Consider the following 17855-nt stretch of genomic DNA (forward strand, 5'->3'; position numbering starts at 1 on the left):
CGCAAGACGCCATCTCGGCGTCCGTCCCCACAGGAGAATTCCCCATGAGCACCCCCTACGCCCGCCCGGTCGCCCGCGTCTTCACGGCGGCGCAAACGCAGGAAGGCGCCGGTTTCCACGTGAATCGCCCGTTCCCTACGCGTATGCTGGCGGACTTCGATCCGTTCCTGCTGCTCGACGAGATGGGTCCGATGCAAGTGGCTCCCGGCGACGCCAAAGGTGCGCCCGATCACCCGCATCGCGGCTTCGAGACGGTGACTTATCTGCTTGCCGGCGAGATGGAACATCGCGACTCGCAAGGTCACGCAGGCAAGCTCACGCCCGGCGACGTGCAGTGGATGACGGCCGGTGCAGGCGTCATCCACTCGGAAATGCCTTCGCAAGCCTTCCAGCAGCGAGGCGGCGAGATGCACGGCTTCCAGCTCTGGGTGAACCTGCCGCGTGTGGACAAGATGATGACCCCGCGCTATCAGGAGCTGCCGGCGGCAGGCATTCCGAGTGCGACGAGCGTCGACGGCAAGGTCTCAGTGCGCGTGATTGCCGGCGAGGCACTTGGCACACGTGCTGCCATCGAGACACGCACACCGATCCTGTACCAGCACTTCACGCTGCAACCGCAAGCCTTGCTCGAGCACCCGGTGCCTGGAGATTTCAACGTGTTCGCCTACGTGATCGACGGCGAAGGGCATTTCGGCCCCGACGCCACGCCGGCCAAGACGCATCAGATGGTCGTCTTCGGCAACGAGGGCGAAGGCGTTACCGTTCGCAACGATAGCGACAAGCCGATGTCTTTCCTGCTGATCGGCGGCAAGCCACTGGGCGAGCCGGTGGCTCGTTATGGCCCGTTCGTCATGAACACGGAAGGCGAGATCCGTCAGGCGATTCTCGACTTTCAGGCGGGCCGGATGGGACGCATTCCCGCCACGGGCGCTGGCGCCTGAATCTGCGTCGGCGGGGAGCGCCCCGCCGTTCGCACCGGCCCGGCGAAATTGGGTCACAATGACACCCAGAGTGCGTTGTGGCCCGAGATCTTCGCCGGGCCGTTTTTGTCATCTCTCGATACGTTTCATTACGTTCATTGAGCCCCCACAGGAGTTGCCATGGCCGCAGACGCGATTGTCACCGCCCATTTGGGCGCCTCAGGTTTCACCACCCATCTCTCGGATGGCAAGCACGAATGGATCGCCGACGAGCCCGCGACGCTTGGCGGTGGCGACCTGGGCCCGGCTCCGGCCGCGTTGCTGCTGTCAAGCCTCGGCGCTTGCACGTCAATTACGTTGCAGATGTACGCGCGCCGCAAGGAGTGGCCGCTCCAGGAGGTGAAAGTGACGCTCGCGATGAACCCGGATGGCAAACCGTCCGCTGGCACAACGCAGATCACGCGCAAGATCGAACTGGCGGGGGATTTGTCGGAAGCGCAACGTCAGCGCCTCTTGGAAATTGCCAATGCGTGCCCAATTCACAAGGTGTTGTCGGGCACCATTGCTATCGACAGTACGCTGGTCGAGTGACATCCAGCGCGTTGCCGGCGTGTTGTCACGACAACAGGCCGGCAGTCATCGTTTGAAGGGGAAATTGTCTTGCAGTACGAACACCTGATCGAGGTCAACGACCTCCTGAATCCGCTGGCCTTCGCGCTGACGCGCGATCAACTGTGGCGTGGCCTGGTGCTACGCGCCGAACAGCCGGAATCCTTCGTGCTGGGACTCGACAAGTGCATCGTGCACGAACGCACTGATGACACGCTCACCCGTGAGCTGCGTTTCGGTGAAGCGGTGGTGCACGACCGGGTTGTCTTCGACGCCCAGCAGTCCGTTCGCTACGAGACGGCAGCCACCGAGCAGCATGCGGGCGGCTCCCTCACGATGCGTATCGAAGAGCCAACGCCGACGCACTACTTCGTGCGCTTTACGTACAGCACGACCCTACCGGAAGATGCGGCCACCGCCGACACGCGTTATAGCGAGTTTGTGAAGTCCGCTTATCGCGAGGCCGACATCGATACCATCGGGCAGATCCGGGCGCTTGCCGAGCAAGGCGCACTGGGCGGAATGACGGATTGAGGCAGCCCATTCGCCGGGCGATGACGATCACCGTCCGGCGAATTCATGGTTTAGCAAAAATCTATTTCGATAAAACACCAATAGCCAAATTCAAATACAAATGGGAATGATTCTCATTTAATATTCATCTCACAGTCAGCCATACGGATGAGCGAGATGACCGCAAGCCACACCACTGCCCGCCACAGCCAGCCCGCCACAGCACCGCGCCGCACCTTGTCGGTGTCGCGCACGCAAGTGGCCAGCCCGGCGGCAGACAAGCCGGCCAGCCACGCCACGGGCCGTGTGCTGACAAGCGATCACCTGCTGCAAGGCACGCAATGCGTGAATATCCTGCACAACGGTCAGACCTACCAGTTGCGCGCCACGCGTTACGGCAAGTTGATCCTGACGAAGTGAGGCTTTTTAGCGATCCGGAATTTTGGCGGCGGCATGACCACGACCGTGCCGTCACCTTCACCGAGTTTTGTGGGGACCACCTCGCCTAAGAGGTGTTTGGCAGTAGCCAGCGAACGCAACGCGATCCCATGTAGTTACGGCAAGCCCCTCTCTACCTGCGTTGCGCGCCAGCCAAGCCGCTTTTTTTGTCCATCCACTCGGGTTTCATTGATGTTCTCCTCGTGGCCCAGCCTGCCAAGCCTCAGGCGGGGCCATCCGGCCTGACAAGCCTTTGACCCGTCCTCGCGGACGGGTTTTTCTTTTGGCGTAACGAAAAAAAAGCATCGCCGACTTTCCCGGCGATGCTTTTTTCCTTTCCGTCCCGGGCGAAAACCCGGACACGCTCACGCGTCGATCAGGCGCGCGTCACGACGGCGATGCCCGCGCGCGCGATCTGTGCGTCCTGCGCCGACTTCACGCCCGACACACCCACCGCACCGATGACGTTGCCATCCACGATGATGGGCACACCACCCTCGAGCATTGCGGTGTTCGGTGCGCTCAGGAACGCAAAGCGCCCACCATTGATCATCTCTTCGAACGCGCCGCTTTCGCGGCGGCCGACCGCCGAAGTCTGTGCTTTGCCCAACGACATCATGGCAGTGCTGGGGGCAGCGCCATCCATGCGATGCAGCGACAGGGCATGACCGCCGTCGTCGACGATCGTGATGCATACGTTCCAGCCGTTGGCCGTGGCTTCGGCCACAGCGGCGGCATTGATCTTCTGCACATCTTCAACGCTCAGGACTGCTTTCGTCTTCATACGTCTCTCTCGTTTAGGGTTGGCAATTCAGGGAGCCCGCGCCAACGCGTGGCGCCGAACAATTCATCTTGCGGCACACGAAGCCGGTGCTTCGCGACATCTTCGGCATACGGCTCGGGTCAATGCCCGACCGCCAGACCCATCCATTCGCGCAACGCCTGGTGCGTCGTGCGCAGGCCACCGACGGTCGGCCACCAGCCCGGGACGATATCCGGCTCGAATGCGTTCGCGTTGCAGCACGGTGCGGGTACCACCGTGAGCCCGGCACGTTCGAACTGATCTCGAGCACGGCGCATATGCCATGTGCTCGTGACCAGATAGATGCGCGATACGCCAGAGTTTGTCAGCATACGCGCGCTAAAAGCGGCGTTTTGCGCCGTGTTCAATGATTGCGCTTCAATCCAGCGCACCGGGACACCCAGCTCGTCGGTAGCGATTTGCGCCATCACACGCGCTTCGACGGCTCCGCCCGCCGGACTACCGCCCGAGACGAGCACCGGCAACTGCGCCCGGCGCGCGAGAAACGCACCGTAACGCACGCGTGCCAAGGTGGCATCGTTAGCATCTGCGCTGTTTTCGCGACCGAATTCCGGCGCGTGAAGGCTCGAGCCTCCGCCAAGAATCACCACCGCCTGAGGCAGCTTTGCCGCGGCACCGGGTACCTGACGGGCGGCGTCGAGCGCCTTGAGATCGACCGGGGCTCCTACCTCGAGCGGATGGGCCAATTGGCGGCCGAACCAGGGCATCGCCTGTACCCAGAGCGCCAGCACGGCGGCGCCCGCCAGCGTTTTGCCGACGCGCGGCCAGCGCCGCCAGACGACGAACGCAAGCCCTGCGAGCACCAGCACATTGACCGGTGGCAGAAACAGGCTGACGAGGAGGTTGCGGGCGAGCCAATCGAAGGGCATCCGGCGAGTGTACTGGACTGCACTGGGGAGCGCACCCTTTCTCTATGATGTTTCCCGCCTGATAGGCGGCCGAGACTTGCCCGCCTGAGAATGTCGCCAATGTGAATTCGTCTCCGTACTTTCCTCGAGACGTTCACTCCGGCATTCCGGTTACACTGCGCGCATACCCGCCGCTACCGCGGATTCTGCAGATTCCGCCTACTGCCTGTCGATGCCCACCCATCTCGCCGGAACGTCACGCGTGAGCGCCGTCACAAACGATGCCTCAAGCCCCGCTCAGATCGCGCTGCCCCGCCAGCTTCTGGTCACGCCCGACGTGGCATCGCGCACGCAGATCGCTACGTTTGCGTCGCAACTCGCGCAAGCTCTCGCGCGCGGCACACGGCTCGTGCAGCTTCGCAACCGATCGCTCGATGCGGACGGCTACCGCGCCTTGGCAGAGAGCGCGTTGGCGTTGACGCACGCGGCAGGTGCGCAACTCATTCTGAATCCGCCGCAGGATGTCGCAGATCTCTGGCTGGACGCCGCGAGCGGCGCGCATGCCGGCACCGTACCGCAGGCGGATGGCTGGCACCTGACCAGCGCGCGGCTCATGGCCTGTGACGCGCGTCCTGCCGGATGGAAGTGGGTGAGCGCCGCTTGTCACGACGCAGCGCAACTCGCCCATGCCACGCGTCTAGGACTCGACTTTGTCACGCTGTCGCCGGTGCTCGTCACGGCGACGCATCCGGACGCCACGCCGCTCGGCTGGCCCGCGTTCACCGCACTGGCCGCGCAAACCGCGCTGCCGGTCTTCGCCCTCGGCGGCATGCGCGCCGACACGTTGACGAGCGCGCGCCACGCCGGGGCCTACGGCATCGCGGCGATACGCGCCTTCTGGCCGTCTGCCTGACCCGTATCCCACAACAACCTGATCGGCAACGCCTGCGCGGGGACGATATAGGCCGCCCCCGCCAACTTGCCGAACGTCTTGTTCCAACACTACTGGGCGGTTACGCGACACCCGCTCATGACTTCGCCAGCGCCTTGCGTGCTGCAATCACGCCTTGCGCGTATGCCGGATCAATCTTGGCGAAGTGTCCGATCTGACGCTCGGCGACATCGTCCGGCACGCCCTGCATGGCGGCTGCGATGTTGCCGAACAGCCGTGACTTCTGTGCGTCGTCGAACAGATTGAACAACGCGCGCGGCTGCGAGTAATAGTCGTCGTCTTCGCGATGGTCGAATCGATCGGCGACGGCGCCCGCCGCTTGAGGCGGCTCGCGGAACTCCGGTTGCTCGGCAAACGCACCGTAACGATTCGGCTCGTAGTTCGGCGTGCTGCCCAGGTTGCCATCGACACGCATCGCACCATCGCGATGGAAGCTGTTGTGGAACGGGCACTTCGGCGCATTGACCGGAATCGCACCGTGATTCACACCGAGCCGATAACGCTGCGTGTCGCCGTACGAGAACAGGCGCCCCTGCAACATGCGATCCGGCGAGAAGCCAATGCCCGGCACCACGTTGGCCGGATTGAACGCCGCTTGCTCGACGTCGGCAAAGTAGTTCTCCGGATTGCGGTTCAGCTCCAGCACGCCCACATCGATGAGCGGGTAATCCGCGTGCGGCCACACCTTCGTCAGATCGAACGGGTTGATGCGATAGGTCGCAGCGTCTGCCTCGGGCATCACCTGCACCTGCATGCGCCAGCGCGGGAAGTCGCCAGCCTCGATCGACGCGAACAGGTCACGCTGCGCACTCTCCCGATCGCCTGCCACGACCTGCGCTGCCTGGGCGTTGGTCAGGTTCTCGACACCCTGCATCGACTTGAAGTGAAACTTCACCCAGAAGCGTTCGTTTGCGGCGTTGATGAAGCTGAACGTGTGCGAGCCGAAACCGTGCTGCTGTCGATAGTTCGCAGGCAAGCCGCGATCGCTCATGAGGATCGTCACCTGATGCAACGACTCGGGATGGCGTGACCAGAAGTCCCAGGCGGCCGTCGGGTTACGCAGGTTGGTTTTCGGATCGCGCTTTTGCGTATGGATGAAGTCAGGAAATTTGAGCGGATCGCGCACGAAGAACACGGGTGTGTTGTTGCCCACGAGATCCCAGTTACCCTCGTCGGTATAGAACTTCAGGGCGAAACCACGCACATCGCGTTCTGCGTCGGCCGCACCGCGCTCGCCCGCCACCGTCGAGAAACGCAGGAAGACCGGTGTTTCCTTGCCCACCGCCTCGAACACGCGAGCGCGGCTGAACTTCGTAATGTCATGCGTGATGGTGAGCTTGCCAAATGCCCCCGAGCCCTTCGCATGGACACGGCGCTCGGGAATCACCTCCCGATCGAAGTGCGCGAGCTTCTCGAGGAACCACACATCCTGCAGCAACGCCGGTCCGCGCGGTCCGGCCGTCATGGTGTTCTGGTTGTCGGGCACCGGCGCACCCGCGGCAGTGGTGAGTTTTTTCGTATCTGACATGTGACGCTCTCCTGTTTCCTGATCGTGGAATCTCGCGAGACTCAGGCCCCCATCAGGGCGAAGTCGGCAAGTACTTGTTCCAGCGTGGTTTCGATGTCGTGCAAGTAGGCCTTCAGTTGGGTCATCGTCGGCACCTCGAATGCGGTCCCGCTGCGGGGGCAGCGAACGGCGTCTGACGGCCCGGCATCTCGTGCGGCACCGGCTTCAAACGCGTGACGTCAGATTAATTATTTTTATTAAAACGGTCAAATAAACGTTTTTATATATTCAATAGACAAAAGCAATACGCCGCGGCACGAGGCAGCGGCGTATTGGATCGTCGGAGGGCGGGGCGTGTTTGCCCGCTGTGTCAGCGCGACATCAGTTGGATGTTGCGGGCAGATCGAGCGGAATTACGCCCGGCAGTTGGCAACGGGCAATGGCCTGTGCCACCGCTTCGATGGCCGGCAGACGCGTAAAGCTCTTGCGCCACGCCAGCACCACACGACGGTCGGGCACTGGCGCCGAGAACGGCACGTAGCGCAGCAGGCTGTCAGGCGCCTGCGTGTCGGGTACCGACGTCTTGGGCAGCACGGTGATACCGACGCCGCTTGCGACCATATGCCGGATCGTCTCGAGCGAGGAGCCTTCGAACGTCTTCTGAATGCCATCGGCGTTCTGCGAGAAGCGCATCAGTTCCGGACACACGCCGAGCACGTGATCGCGGAAGCAATGCCCGCTGCCGAGCAACAGCATGGTTTCCTGCTTGAGATCGCCGGCGTCGATCTGCGAACGGTCGGCCCAGGGATGCGAGCGCGGCAGCGCCACCACGAACGGCTCATCGTACAGCGGACGCACCATCAGGCCGCTCTCCGGGAACGGCAGCGCCATGATCGCCGCGTCGATTTCCCCTTGCTTGAGCAGTTCGATGAGCTTGAGCGTGTAGTTTTCCTGCAGCATGAGCGGCATCTGCGCCGTGGTCTCGATCATCTCCTTGACGAGCGCCGGCAGCAGATACGGTCCGATCGTGTAGATCACACCAAGCCGCAGCGGCCCGGCGAGCGGATCACGACCCTGCTTCGCAATTTCCTTGATGGCGATGGTCTGCTCGAGCACTCGCTGCGCCTGCGCCACGATTTGCTCGCCGAGAGGCGTCACGCTCACTTCCGCGGCGCCACGTTCGAAAATCTGTACGTTCAGCTCGTCTTCGAGCTTCTTGATGGCCACCGAGAGCGTCGGCTGGCTGACGAAACAGGCTTCCGCCGCGCGACCGAAATGGCGTTCACGCGCCACCGCCACGATGTACTTGAGTTCCGTGAGGGTCATGTCGTCCTAACCTGTGTAAATTAATCGAATTACAGCAATCGATAGATTTTCTTTTTTATAGCACAATCGGGCGGCAATTGCCCGTTTTCAGGCGACGCGCTAGCCGTTATCCTCCTGCCCCGCTGCCCGTGGACGCCGGGGTCACGCTTTCAGATAGTCTTCCCGCGCGCCTAGCCAGCGCTCCAGATGTGCCGCCACCGCCCCGGGATGGGACTTCAGCAGCGCATCGGCCGCTTCTTGCGCCCCCGGAATCAGCCAGGCGTCCTCATTCAGGTCGACGAAGCGCAACATCGCCGCGCCTGATTGCCGCGCCCCGAGAAACTCGCCAGGACCGCGAATTTCCAGATCACGTCGCGCGATGACGAAACCGTCGGTGGTCTCACGCATCGTCTGCAAGCGGGCCTTTGCGCCCATCGACAAGGGCGATGCGTACATCAGCAGACAGACGGATTCTGCGGAGCCTCGCCCGACGCGCCCTCTCAACTGGTGCAGTTGCGCCAGCCCGAAGCGCTCGGCGTGTTCGATCACCATCAGCGACGCGTTGGGCACGTCCACGCCCACTTCGATGACGGTGGTCGCCACGAGCAGATGCGTGTCGCCGCGTGTGAAGTCGTCCATCACGGCGGCCTTCTCGGCCGGTGACAGGCGTCCGTGCACGAGGCCTACGCGCAATTCGGGCAGCGCCGCCACCAGCTGCGCGTGCGTGTCGACGGCCGTCTGCAATTGCAGCGCCTCGCTTTCCTCGATCAGCGGGCACACCCAGTACACCTGACGTCCGGCAAGCGCTGCGGCGCGAACACGGTCGATCACCTCCGGACGCCGCGTGTCGCTGATCAGTTTCGTGACGACCGGGCTGCGGCCCGGCGGCAACTCGTCGATCACGGAGACGTCGAGGTCGGCGTAATACGTCATGGCGAGCGTGCGTGGAATGGGCGTCGCGCTCATCATCAACTGATGCGGCATCGCGTTCGCCCCCATTCCCGCCGTCTGCATCTTGCTGCGCAGGGCCAGACGTTGCGCCACCCCGAACCGGTGTTGCTCGTCGACGACCGCCATGCCAAGACGCGCAAACGTGACCGTGTCCTGAATGATGGCGTGCGTGCCGATGACGAGTTGCGCCTCGCCGCTCGCCACGCGTGCGAGGGCTTCGCGCTTCTCCTTCGCCTTCATGCTGCCCGCCAGCCACGCGACGTCGACCCCCAGCGGGGCCAGCCACGCCGAGAGCTTGCGCAGATGTTGCTCGGCCAGGATTTCGGTCGGCGCCATGATCGCCGCCTGGAAACCGGCATCGATGGCCTGTGCAGCCGCCAGCGCGGCGACGATCGTCTTGCCGCTGCCCACATCGCCTTGCAGCAACCGCTGCATCGGGTGCGGCTCTGCCAGATCGGCCTGAATCTCGGACCACACACGCTGCTGTGCGCCAGTCAGCCGGAACGGCAACGCGGCTTCAAAGCGCTCGAGCAAACCGCCCGGCACGGGTTTGCCAAAGGAGGGCGCGGCCAAACGCCGGCGCGCGGCCTGCGCCCGCTTGAGCGACAGTTGCTGCGCGAGCAGTTCTTCGCACTTGATACGCAACCATGCAGGATGCGAGCGCTCGATCAGCGCTGTCTCGGAAACGTTGGGCGGGGGCGCGTGCAGCAGGCGCACCGCGTCGGCCAACGCCGGCAGCGGATGATCGGGACCGATGGCGTGCTCAAGCAGTCCCGGGGGCAGCAACTCCGGCAAAGGCGTGCGCTCCATCGCGTTGTGAATTGCCTTGCGAAGATAGGCTTGCGACAGCCCCGCCGCGCTCGGATACACCGGCGTGAGGGACTCCGGCAACGGCGCGGCGGCGTCTTGCACCACGCGATACGCGGGATGCACCATCTCCAATCCGAAAAAGCCCCCGCGCACTTCGCCGCGCACTCGAACGCGAGTGCCGATGGCGAGCTGCTTCTGCTGGCTGCCGTAGAAATTCAGAAAACGCAGCACGAGTTCATGGCCTTCGTCAGCAATGCGTACCACCCACTGACGTCGAGGCCGATAGGCCACTTCGCTCGATGTGACAACGCCTTCGACCTGCGCCAGTTCACTCGGTAACACGTCTGCGATCTTGCGCAGCGTGGTTTCGTCCTCGTAACGCATCGGCAGATGCAGGATCAGGTCGATGTCGCGCTTCAGACCAAGCTTGGCCAGCTTGTCGGCCGTGCCGGCGCCTGCCGTCTTGCGCGCGGCGGGCTTGGCACCCTTCGACGCTTTGGCGGATTGGGAAGATTTCGCAGACTTGCCGTCCTTGGCAGACGCCGGAGCGTCGGCGCTAGTCGCGGTCCCGGCCTGCGCAGGAGCGCGCCGCACGCGTTTCGCTGCGGGTCGTGGCGAGGTGTGCGCCTGTGCCGCGGCGGCATCGGCAAGATCCACGAGGTCGGCAGGGGCGTCGTCAGGCGCGGTGGCGGGCATTCTGCGTTCGGTCATGCAGTCGCGAGTCGAGGGCGTTCACCCGTGCGGCGCACGCCGTGCCGGCAGGCCTTCGGGCGAACCAAGTAAAATGTCGGTTGCTACGCATTGTAAACGCTGATGTATACCCTTTCCGATTTCGACTTCGACCTGCCGCCCGAACTGATCGCGCAGACCGCCCTCACCGAGCGCACTGCCAGCCGCTTGCTGGAGGTTGACGGCAGCGTCACGCCTGCCCATTTGTACGACCGGCGCTTTGCCGATCTGCCCGGCCTGCTCGCGCCCGGCGACCTGCTCGTGTTTAACGACACGCGCGTCATCAAGGCCCGGCTGTTCGGCCAGAAGGCGAGCGGCGGCAAGATCGAAGTGCTCATCGAGCGCGTGATCGACAACCGCACGGCCCTCGCCCAGATTCGCGCGAGCAAGAGCCCGGGGCCCGGCACGGTGCTGCGTCTGGCCGATGCCTTCGAGGTGACGGTCGGCGAGCGCGTCGAGCCGTTCTACACCCTGCACTTCCCGGACGACTGCTACACGCTGCTCGAGACGTACGGCCGCCTGCCGCTGCCGCCTTACATCGAACACGACGCCGATGCGGCCGACGAAACGCGCTACCAGACCGTCTACGCCCGCAACCCGGGCGCCGTGGCCGCGCCGACGGCCGGGCTTCACTTCGACGATGCCCTCTTCGCCCGCCTTGACGCGCTGGGTGTCCACCGCGCCGCGCTCACGCTGCACGTCGGCGCAGGCACGTTCCAGCCGGTGCGCGTGGAGAACATCGGCGAGCATAAGATGCATTCGGAGTGGTACGAGATCACGCCATCGCTGGTAGACGCCATTGCCGCCACTCGGGCGCGCGGCGGGCGCGTGATTGCGGTCGGCACGACATCGATGCGTGCGCTGGAGTCTGCGGCCCAGGCCACGCTGTCGGCGGGCGGCGCACCGGGTATCCTGCGCCCGGGCAGCGCCGAGACGGACATCTTCATCACGCCGGGCTACCGTTTCCAGGTGGTCGACCGTCTCATCACCAATTTCCATCTGCCCAAATCGACGCTACTCATGCTCGTGTCGGCATTCTCGGGCATCGAGACGATCCGCGCGGCCTACCGGCATGCCATCGAGCAGCGCTATCGCTTCTTCAGCTATGGCGACGCCATGATCCTCTCGCGCGTGGAACTTCACGACGCACCGAAAGCCGCGGCCTGAATCCGCACGGCCGTCAGATGCGCGATCGACGGCCGCTCGACCCGGTACAATAGCGCCTTGGCCGCGCATGGGGCGCTGGCCGCTTTTTTTGACGTCCCGCGCGGGCGCCGGCTTGTGTTGCCGGTGGTGCCGGGGCGCACGACACATGCTCAAGTTCGAACTCATCACCACCGACGGGCAAGCCCGCCGGGGGCGCGTCACGCTCAACCACGGCGTGGTCGAGACGCCCATCTTCATGCCGGTCGGCACCTACGGCTCGGTCAAGGCGATGTCGCCGGCCGAACTCGTCGAGAACAACGCCCAGATCATCCTCGGCAATACCTTCCACCTCTGGCTGCGCCCAGGACTGGAGACGATTGCCGCCCACGGCGGCCTGCACCGCTTCATGGGCTGGGATCGTCCGATTCTCACGGACTCCGGCGGCTTTCAGGTGTTCAGCCTTGGCGAACTGCGCAAGATCAGCGAAGAAGGGGTGAAATTTGCATCGCCCGTGAACGGCGACCGCCTTTTCCTCTCGCCGGAAATCTCGATGCAGATCCAGCGCGTGCTCAATTCGGACATCGTCATGCAGTTCGACGAATGCACGCCGTACGAAATCGACGGCCGTCCGGCCACGGAAGTCGAGGCCGGCCAGTCGATGCGCATGTCGCTGCGCTGGGCCAAGCGCTCCATCGACGAATTCAACCGCCTTGAGAACCCCAATGCGCTGTTCGGGATCGTTCAGGGCGGGATGTACGAACATTTGCGCGACGAGTCGCTCGCCGGGTTGTCCGAACTGGACTTCCACGGCTATGCGATTGGCGGGCTGTCGGTCGGCGAGCCGAAGGAAGACATGATGCGCGTGCTCGAGCACGTGGCGCCGCGACTGCCGGCGAACAAGCCTCACTACCTGATGGGCGTGGGCACGCCGGAGGATCTCGTGGCCGGTGTGGCCGCAGGCGTCGACATGTTCGACTGCGTGATGCCCACGCGTAACGCCCGCAATGGCTGGCTCTTCACGCGCTTTGGCGACCTGAAGATCCGCAACGCTTCGCACAAGAGCGATACACGCCCGCTGGACGAAACTTGCGGCTGTTACACCTGTCGAAACTTCTCGCGCGCCTATCTGCACCACTTGCAGCGAGCCGGGGAGATTCTGGGCGCGCGGCTCAACACCATCCACAACCTGCATTACTATCTCACGCTGATGCAGGAAATCCGGGATGCCATTGAAGCGCACCGCTTCGACGCGTTCGTCGCCCAGTTCCGGGCCGATCGCGCGCGTGGCGTGCAGTAATGGCCGGGGCCCGGAAGCGGGCACCGAATCCCCGGGGGAACGGGGTCGGGCAGTGGTAAAATGCCGGGCTTGGATCCTGCATCCTCGCACCGAAACACACGCCGCGCGTGTCCGGAGACCCGGCCACACGCGGCTTTTACACGTCTTACATAAGGAGAACCGAACGTGCTGATTTCCGAAGCCTTCGCTCAGACGGCAGGCGCCGCCAGCCCGACCAGCAACCTGATGAGCTTCTTGCCGCTCGTGCTGATGTTCGTGGTGTTGTATTTCATCATGATCCGTCCGCAAATGAAGCGCCAGAAAGAGACCCGCAACATGCTGGCAGCGCTCGCCAAGGGTGACGAAGTCGTGACCTCGGGCGGCCTGGCCGGTCGTATTTCGAAGGTCGGCGAGACCTTCGTGACCGTGGAGATCGCCGAGAACGTCGAGATCAACGTGCAGAAGGGCGCCATCACGACCCTGCTGCCGAAGGGCACCATCAAGGCGCTCTGATCCTTCGCGCAACCGAACGCGGCCGCCCTCACCGGCGGCCGCAGTGCATGGCGACGCCGGTCGTGGCGACCCGCGTTGCCATGCCAGCCGGTCCGAAGCACGGTTTGCCACGAGGCATCACCCTAGCCCGCTGCTATGAATCGCTATCCTCTCTGGAAGTACATCCTCATTCTGGTGGCGCTTGCCATCGGGGTGCTCTATACGCTGCCGAACCTGTTCGGTGAAACGCCGGCAGTACAGATTTCCAGCGTCAAGGCGACCGTCAAGGTCGATCCCTCGACGCTTGCGCGCGCCGAAGACGCGCTCAAGGCACAGAACATCGCCTATCAAGGTGCTGCGTTTGACAGCACGGGCAATAACCCGAGCGTGCGCATTCGCTTCTCGGACACCGACACCCAGCTTCGCGCCAAGGATCTGCTTCAGGCGTCGCTGAACACCGACCCGACCGATCCGACGTACGTCGTCGCGCTCAACCTGCTCTCGGCCTCGCCGGAATGGCTCACCCGAATTCACGCGCTGCCGATGTATCTCGGCCTCGACCTGCGCGGCGGGGTCCACTTCCTGCTGCAAGTCGATATGGCCGGCGCCATCACCAAGCGTCTGGATGCGGCCGCCGCCGACGCCCGTACGCTGCTGCGCGACAAGAACATCCGCCACAACGGCGTGACGCGCACGGATACCGGCATCGAAGCCGCCTTCAGCAGCCAGGACGACGCAGACCGCGCACGCGCCGCCCTCTCCGACGGCCTGCCCGACCTCTCCTACACCACGCAAGCTGGCCCGAACGGCACGTTCAAGGTGGTTGGCGCGTTCACGGAAGTCGCGCGCCGCGCCGTGCAGGACAACGCCGTCAAGCAGAACATCGTCACGCTGCATAACCGGGTGAACGAACTCGGCGTGGCCGAACCGGTGATTCAGCAGGAAGGCCCGGACCGCATCGTCGTGCAGTTGCCCGGCGTGCAGGACACCGCCAAGGCGAAGGACATCATCGGCCGCACGGCAACGCTCGAAGCGCGCCTGGCGGACCCGGATGCGCCGCGCCTCGTGACGGCCGACACGCCGGTGCCGCCGCAGGACGAACTGTTCCTGCACGGCAATGGCGCACCCGTGATGCTCAAGCGCCAGGTGATCTTCAGCGGCGACCGCATTACCAGCGCGTCGGCAGGCTTCGACGATCACCAGCAGCCGTCCGTGAACATCAAGCTCGACGCTGCGGGCGGCCGTGTGTTGCGCGATGTCTCGCGCGATAACATCGGCAAGCCGATGGCCATCGTGCTGTTCGAGAAGGGCAAGGGCGAAGTGCTGACGGTGGCGAACATCCGCAGCGAACTGGGTCAGAGCTTCCAGATCACCGGCATGGGCTCGGCGCAAGGCGCCAACGATCTGGCACTGCTGCTGCGCGCCGGCTCACTGGCCGCCCCGATGGAGATCATCGAAGAGCGCACGATCGGCCCGAGCCTCGGTGCCGATAACGTGCACAAGGGTGTCGACTCGGTGCTGTACGGCCTGGCCGCCATCGCCGTGTTCATGATGCTGTACTACATGCTGTTCGGCGTGTTCTCGGTGATCGCCCTGCTGTTCAACCTGCTGCTGCTCGTGGCCGTGCTCTCGATGATGCAGGCCACGCTCACGCTGCCGGGTATCGCGGCTATCGCGCTCACGCTCGGTATGGCCATCGACGCCAACGTGCTGATCAACGAACGTATCCGCGAAGAACTGCGCGCAGGGGCATCGGCGCAGAAGGCGATTTCGCTGGGCTTCGAACATGCCTGGGCGACGATCGTGGACTCGAACGTGACCACGCTCATCGCCGGTCTGGCGTTGCTGGCGTTCGGTTCGGGCCCGGTGCGTGCGTTCGCTGTGGTGCACTGCCTGGGTATCCTGACCTCGATGTTCTCGGCCGTGTTCTTCTCGCGCGGTCTGGTCAACCTGTGGTACGGCGGCCGTCGCAAGCTCAAGACGCTGGCGATCGGTCAGGTCTGGCGCCCGGACGGTGCGACGAACGCACCCGACGCAGGCGAGCAATAACCGCAGGCGCGAGAGGAAACAGTCATGGAATTTTTCCGCATCAAGAAAGACGTGCCGTTCATGCGGCACGCCCTGATCTTCAACATCATCTCGGCGCTCACGTTCGTGGCGGCGGTGTTCTTCCTGCTCACGCGGGGCTTGCACCTGTCGATCGAGTTCACCGGCGGCACGGTCATGGAAGTGGCCTACACGCAGGCGGCCGATCTCGAGAAGATCCGTGGTGAAGTCGGCAAGCTCGGCTATCGCGACGTGCAGGTGCAGAGCTTCGGCACCTCGCGCGACGTGATGATCCGTCTGCCGATTCAGACCGGTTCGGACGGCAAGCAAGTCACCAGCGCGCAACAGAGCGACGCCGTGATGACCGCGCTAAAGGCCGACGCCCCCGACGTGCAATTGCGCCGCGTGGAATTCGTCGGTCCGCAGATCGGTCACGAGCTGTTCACGGACGGCCTGCTGGCCCTGACCTTCGTGGTCGTCGGCATCATCATCTATCTGTCGTTCCGCTTCGAATGGAAGTTCGCCGTGGCCGGCGTGATCGCCAACCTGCACGACGTGGTGATCATTCTGGGCTTCTTCGCGTACTTCCAGTGGGAGTTCTCGCTCGCGGTGCTGGCGGGGGTGCTGGCGGTGCTCGGTTACTCGGTGAACGAGTCGGTCGTTATCTTCGACCGGATTCGCGAGACGTTCCGCAAGATGCGCAAGGCGACCGTGCAGGAAGTGATCGACCACGCCATCACGACGACCATGTCGCGTACGATCATCACGCACGCGAGCACGGAAATGATGGTGCTGTCGATGTTCTTCTTCGGCGGCCAGACGCTGCACTACTTCGCGCTCGCCCTGACCGTGGGTATTCTGTTCGGTATCTACTCGTCGGTGTTCGTGGCTGCGGCACTGGCGATGTGGTTAGGCGTGAAGCGTGAAGACCTCATCAAGCACAGCAACAAGGACGAGGAAGAGGGTATCGATCGTAACGACCCGAACTTCGGCGCACGAGTCTGACCGGCTCGCAGTGCCTCGTCAGAAAGACTGAAGAGCCGCCGGCACGTCCGGCGGTTTTTTTTCGCCCCTGATTCGTCCGGCGCGCCGTTGTGTGTGCGCGTTTGGTTCGGCTCGCGGGTGACATCCGAACGTGCATCCATGGCGGGCTTACGGTAATCTCGCGGAATTCGTCAATTACCCAACCGTCACGTCAATGAAGCCGATCCGCATCTGGGACCTGCCCACGCGCCTGTTCCACTGGTCATTCGTCGTGCTCGCCGTCGCCGCTTATGTCACCGCCAAGACCGGCGGCAATGCAATGGTCTACCACTTCTGGTGCGGCTACGCGGTCCTCGCGTTGTTGCTCTTCCGGCTGGTGTGGGGCATCACGGGGCCGCGCTATGCGCGCTTCAGCGCGTTCATTACCGGGCCGCGGGCGTTCGTCCGGTCGTTACGCAACGCGCCGGACACCGACGCGCGCTTCGCCGGCCACACACCGCTGGGCGGCCTGTCGGTCATCGCCATGCTGTTGTTCTTCGGCATGCAGATCGTGCTCGGCCTGTTCTCGAACGATGACATCTTCAACGACGGCCCCCTCGTCAAATTCATCGACAAGGACACGAGCGACATGCTCACCGGCTGGCACCTGCGCAACCAATGGGTGCTGGTGGCACTGGTGGCGTTGCACGTGCTTGCGATTCTCTACTATCGCATCGCGCGGAAGAAGGATCTGATCAAGCCGATGATCGTGGGTGACAAGCCGCTCGCCGCACCGGCGCATCCCGCACGTGACGACTGGCGAGTGCGGGCCGGCGCGCTGGTGCTGATCGTGCTGGCCTCGGCGCTGGTGTACCGGATCGTGCATCTGACACCGGCCGTGGCGGCGCTGCCGTCGTATTGACGGCTCACCGGCAAGAAGCGCTGCCCACGAAAAAGCCGGTCGCTGAAAACGACCGGCTTTTTTATCGGAGTACGAATGGCGCTTACTTTGCGCGGAAGTTGTCGTGGCAGCTCTTGCAAGTCTGCGCGGCTTCACCGAAGGCCGTCTTGATCGACGCGAGATCGCCGCCCTTGGCTACCGTGTTGAGCTTCGCCACGGCCGTTTCCATCTTCTCGGCCGCTTGCTGGAACTTCGCCTTGTCGGAGAAGACCTCCGGCTTGGCCTTGCTCCTGGCCGTCGTCTGGCCGCCTTCGAACGCCGGCCACGGCAGCTTCGACATGGCGGCAACGAGTTCGGCGTTCTTCGCCACGTCGTCCCTGTTGAACGGGGCGTCGCCCTTGACGACGGCACCGATGCGGCCGAAGTGATTACCGAGCAGGAAGAGTGCCGACTGACGATACTCCACGGCGTCGTCGGGCTTGGCGAACTGGGCTTGAGCGAGGGCCGGCACAATGGCGGCGGCGAGCGCTGCAACGGCGAAAATCAACTTCATTTGCGGGGGTTCTCCTTATGAGTTATGCGGCTATGATACACAGCAACCCGACCTCGCGTATGACACCCCCGGC

Annotated in this window: 17 protein-coding genes; 11 read left to right on the forward strand and 6 right to left on the reverse strand. The window is 63.8% G+C overall.

Translation table 11 applies throughout. The features are described 5' to 3' along the window. The first annotated feature begins 44 nt into the window (after positions 1 to 44). The 4 genes from PBR20603_RS22945 (at position 45) to hemP (ending at position 2462) form a co-directional block, all read left to right on the forward strand. On the forward strand, positions 45 to 941 hold the full coding sequence (locus PBR20603_RS22945) for a pirin family protein (RefSeq protein ID WP_150561764.1): 897 nt from the start codon (positions 45 to 47) through the stop codon (positions 939 to 941). Between the two features lie 159 nt (positions 942 to 1100). Then, positions 1101 to 1511, forward strand: a complete 411-nt coding sequence (locus PBR20603_RS22950; protein ID WP_150561765.1) for an OsmC family protein — start codon at positions 1101 to 1103, stop codon at positions 1509 to 1511. A gap of 69 nt (positions 1512 to 1580) precedes the next feature. Continuing rightward, positions 1581 to 2063: an SRPBCC family protein gene (locus tag PBR20603_RS22955; protein WP_150561766.1), complete on the forward strand. Its 483-nt coding sequence runs from the start codon at positions 1581 to 1583 to the stop codon at positions 2061 to 2063. A gap of 147 nt (positions 2064 to 2210) precedes the next feature. Next, positions 2211 to 2462 carry a hemin uptake protein HemP gene (gene hemP / locus PBR20603_RS22960; protein ID WP_150561767.1) on the forward strand — a complete coding sequence of 84 codons (252 nt, stop codon included), beginning with the start codon at positions 2211 to 2213 and terminating at the stop codon, positions 2460 to 2462. 394 nt (positions 2463 to 2856) lie between these two features. Here the strand turns inward: hemP and PBR20603_RS22965 are convergent, their stop codons facing one another. Together PBR20603_RS22965 and PBR20603_RS22970 are read right to left on the reverse strand one after the other, a co-directional pair. Next, positions 2857 to 3264, reverse strand: a complete 408-nt coding sequence (locus tag PBR20603_RS22965; protein ID WP_150561768.1) for a GlcG/HbpS family heme-binding protein — start codon at positions 3262 to 3264, stop codon at positions 2857 to 2859. Positions 3265 to 3383: 119 nt separating this feature from the next. After that, positions 3384 to 4172 (reverse strand): YdcF family protein, encoded by a 789-nt coding sequence (locus PBR20603_RS22970; protein WP_150561769.1) that lies wholly within the window; start codon positions 4170 to 4172, stop codon positions 3384 to 3386. A gap of 241 nt (positions 4173 to 4413) precedes the next feature. On the opposite strand from PBR20603_RS22970, the gene PBR20603_RS22975 reads away from it, so the two are divergent. Next, entirely contained in the window at positions 4414 to 5064 is a 651-nt protein-coding gene (locus PBR20603_RS22975) for a thiamine phosphate synthase (RefSeq protein WP_246174950.1), read from the forward strand. Positions 5065 to 5179: 115 nt separating this feature from the next. Here PBR20603_RS22975 and PBR20603_RS22980 read toward each other — a convergent pair whose 3' ends face one another. From PBR20603_RS22980 to recG, 3 genes are all read right to left on the reverse strand, one after another. Beyond that, on the reverse strand, positions 5180 to 6631 hold the full coding sequence (locus PBR20603_RS22980; RefSeq protein ID WP_150561771.1) for a catalase: 1452 nt from the start codon (positions 6629 to 6631) through the stop codon (positions 5180 to 5182). A gap of 360 nt (positions 6632 to 6991) precedes the next feature. Beyond that, entirely contained in the window at positions 6992 to 7936 is a 945-nt protein-coding gene (locus PBR20603_RS22985) for a LysR substrate-binding domain-containing protein (RefSeq protein ID WP_150561772.1), read from the reverse strand. A 141-nt stretch (positions 7937 to 8077) separates the two neighbouring features. Beyond that, positions 8078 to 10387 carry an ATP-dependent DNA helicase RecG gene (recG, locus tag PBR20603_RS22990; RefSeq protein ID WP_150561773.1) on the reverse strand — a complete coding sequence of 770 codons (2310 nt, stop codon included), beginning with the start codon at positions 10385 to 10387 and terminating at the stop codon, positions 8078 to 8080. 102 nt (positions 10388 to 10489) lie between these two features. On the opposite strand from recG, the gene queA reads away from it, so the two are divergent. The 6 genes from queA to PBR20603_RS23020 all read left to right on the forward strand — a co-directional run bounded on the left by queA (position 10490) and on the right by PBR20603_RS23020 (position 17250). Then, positions 10490 to 11572, forward strand: a complete 1083-nt coding sequence (queA, locus tag PBR20603_RS22995) for a tRNA preQ1(34) S-adenosylmethionine ribosyltransferase-isomerase QueA (RefSeq protein WP_150561774.1) — start codon at positions 10490 to 10492, stop codon at positions 11570 to 11572. Positions 11573 to 11717: 145 nt separating this feature from the next. Next, a complete protein-coding gene (tgt, locus tag PBR20603_RS23000) occupies positions 11718 to 12848 on the forward strand; it encodes a tRNA guanosine(34) transglycosylase Tgt (RefSeq protein ID WP_150561775.1) in 1131 nt (376 codons plus the stop codon). 225 nt (positions 12849 to 13073) lie between these two features. Further along, positions 13074 to 13340 (forward strand): preprotein translocase subunit YajC, encoded by a 267-nt coding sequence (yajC, locus tag PBR20603_RS23005; protein ID WP_233179920.1) that lies wholly within the window; start codon positions 13074 to 13076, stop codon positions 13338 to 13340. A 135-nt stretch (positions 13341 to 13475) separates the two neighbouring features. Beyond that, entirely contained in the window at positions 13476 to 15368 is a 1893-nt protein-coding gene (gene secD / locus PBR20603_RS23010) for a protein translocase subunit SecD (RefSeq protein WP_150561776.1), read from the forward strand. Positions 15369 to 15392: 24 nt separating this feature from the next. Further along, positions 15393 to 16370: a protein translocase subunit SecF gene (gene secF / locus PBR20603_RS23015; protein WP_150561777.1), complete on the forward strand. Its 978-nt coding sequence runs from the start codon at positions 15393 to 15395 to the stop codon at positions 16368 to 16370. A 193-nt stretch (positions 16371 to 16563) separates the two neighbouring features. Beyond that, positions 16564 to 17250, forward strand: a complete 687-nt coding sequence (locus PBR20603_RS23020; protein WP_150561778.1) for a cytochrome b/b6 domain-containing protein — start codon at positions 16564 to 16566, stop codon at positions 17248 to 17250. An 82-nt stretch (positions 17251 to 17332) separates the two neighbouring features. Here PBR20603_RS23020 and PBR20603_RS23025 read toward each other — a convergent pair whose 3' ends face one another. Beyond that, positions 17333 to 17782 carry a c-type cytochrome gene (locus tag PBR20603_RS23025; RefSeq protein WP_150561779.1) on the reverse strand — a complete coding sequence of 150 codons (450 nt, stop codon included), beginning with the start codon at positions 17780 to 17782 and terminating at the stop codon, positions 17333 to 17335. Between the last annotated feature and the right edge of the window lie 73 nt (positions 17783 to 17855).

Source organism: Pandoraea bronchicola (assembly GCF_902459805.1).
GTDB lineage: Bacteria > Pseudomonadota > Gammaproteobacteria > Burkholderiales > Burkholderiaceae > Pandoraea > Pandoraea bronchicola.

Bases quoted from the DNA above. Each gene is read 5' to 3' on its own strand.
- PBR20603_RS22945 (WP_150561764.1), top strand. From the start codon at position 45: ATGAGCACCCCCTACGCCCGCCCGGTCGCCCGCGTCTTCACGGCGGCG.
- PBR20603_RS22950 (WP_150561765.1), top strand. From the start codon at position 1,101: ATGGCCGCAGACGCGATTGTCACCGCCCATTTGGGCGCCTCAGGTTTC.
- hemP (WP_150561767.1), top strand. From the start codon at position 2,211: ATGAGCGAGATGACCGCAAGCCACACCACTGCCCGCCACAGCCAGCCC.
- PBR20603_RS22965 (WP_150561768.1), bottom strand. From the start codon at position 3,264: ATGAAGACGAAAGCAGTCCTGAGCGTTGAAGATGTGCAGAAGATCAAT.
- PBR20603_RS22970 (WP_150561769.1), bottom strand. From the start codon at position 4,172: ATGCCCTTCGATTGGCTCGCCCGCAACCTCCTCGTCAGCCTGTTTCTG.
- PBR20603_RS22980 (WP_150561771.1), bottom strand. From the start codon at position 6,631: ATGTCAGATACGAAAAAACTCACCACTGCCGCGGGTGCGCCGGTGCCC.
- PBR20603_RS22985 (WP_150561772.1), bottom strand. From the start codon at position 7,936: ATGACCCTCACGGAACTCAAGTACATCGTGGCGGTGGCGCGTGAACGC.
- recG (WP_150561773.1), bottom strand. From the start codon at position 10,387: ATGACCGAACGCAGAATGCCCGCCACCGCGCCTGACGACGCCCCTGCC.
- queA (WP_150561774.1), top strand. From the start codon at position 10,490: ATGTATACCCTTTCCGATTTCGACTTCGACCTGCCGCCCGAACTGATC.
- tgt (WP_150561775.1), top strand. From the start codon at position 11,718: ATGCTCAAGTTCGAACTCATCACCACCGACGGGCAAGCCCGCCGGGGG.
- yajC (WP_233179920.1), top strand. From the start codon at position 13,074: ATGAGCTTCTTGCCGCTCGTGCTGATGTTCGTGGTGTTGTATTTCATC.
- secD (WP_150561776.1), top strand. From the start codon at position 13,476: ATGAATCGCTATCCTCTCTGGAAGTACATCCTCATTCTGGTGGCGCTT.
- secF (WP_150561777.1), top strand. From the start codon at position 15,393: ATGGAATTTTTCCGCATCAAGAAAGACGTGCCGTTCATGCGGCACGCC.
- PBR20603_RS23020 (WP_150561778.1), top strand. From the start codon at position 16,564: ATGAAGCCGATCCGCATCTGGGACCTGCCCACGCGCCTGTTCCACTGG.
- PBR20603_RS23025 (WP_150561779.1), bottom strand. From the start codon at position 17,782: ATGAAGTTGATTTTCGCCGTTGCAGCGCTCGCCGCCGCCATTGTGCCG.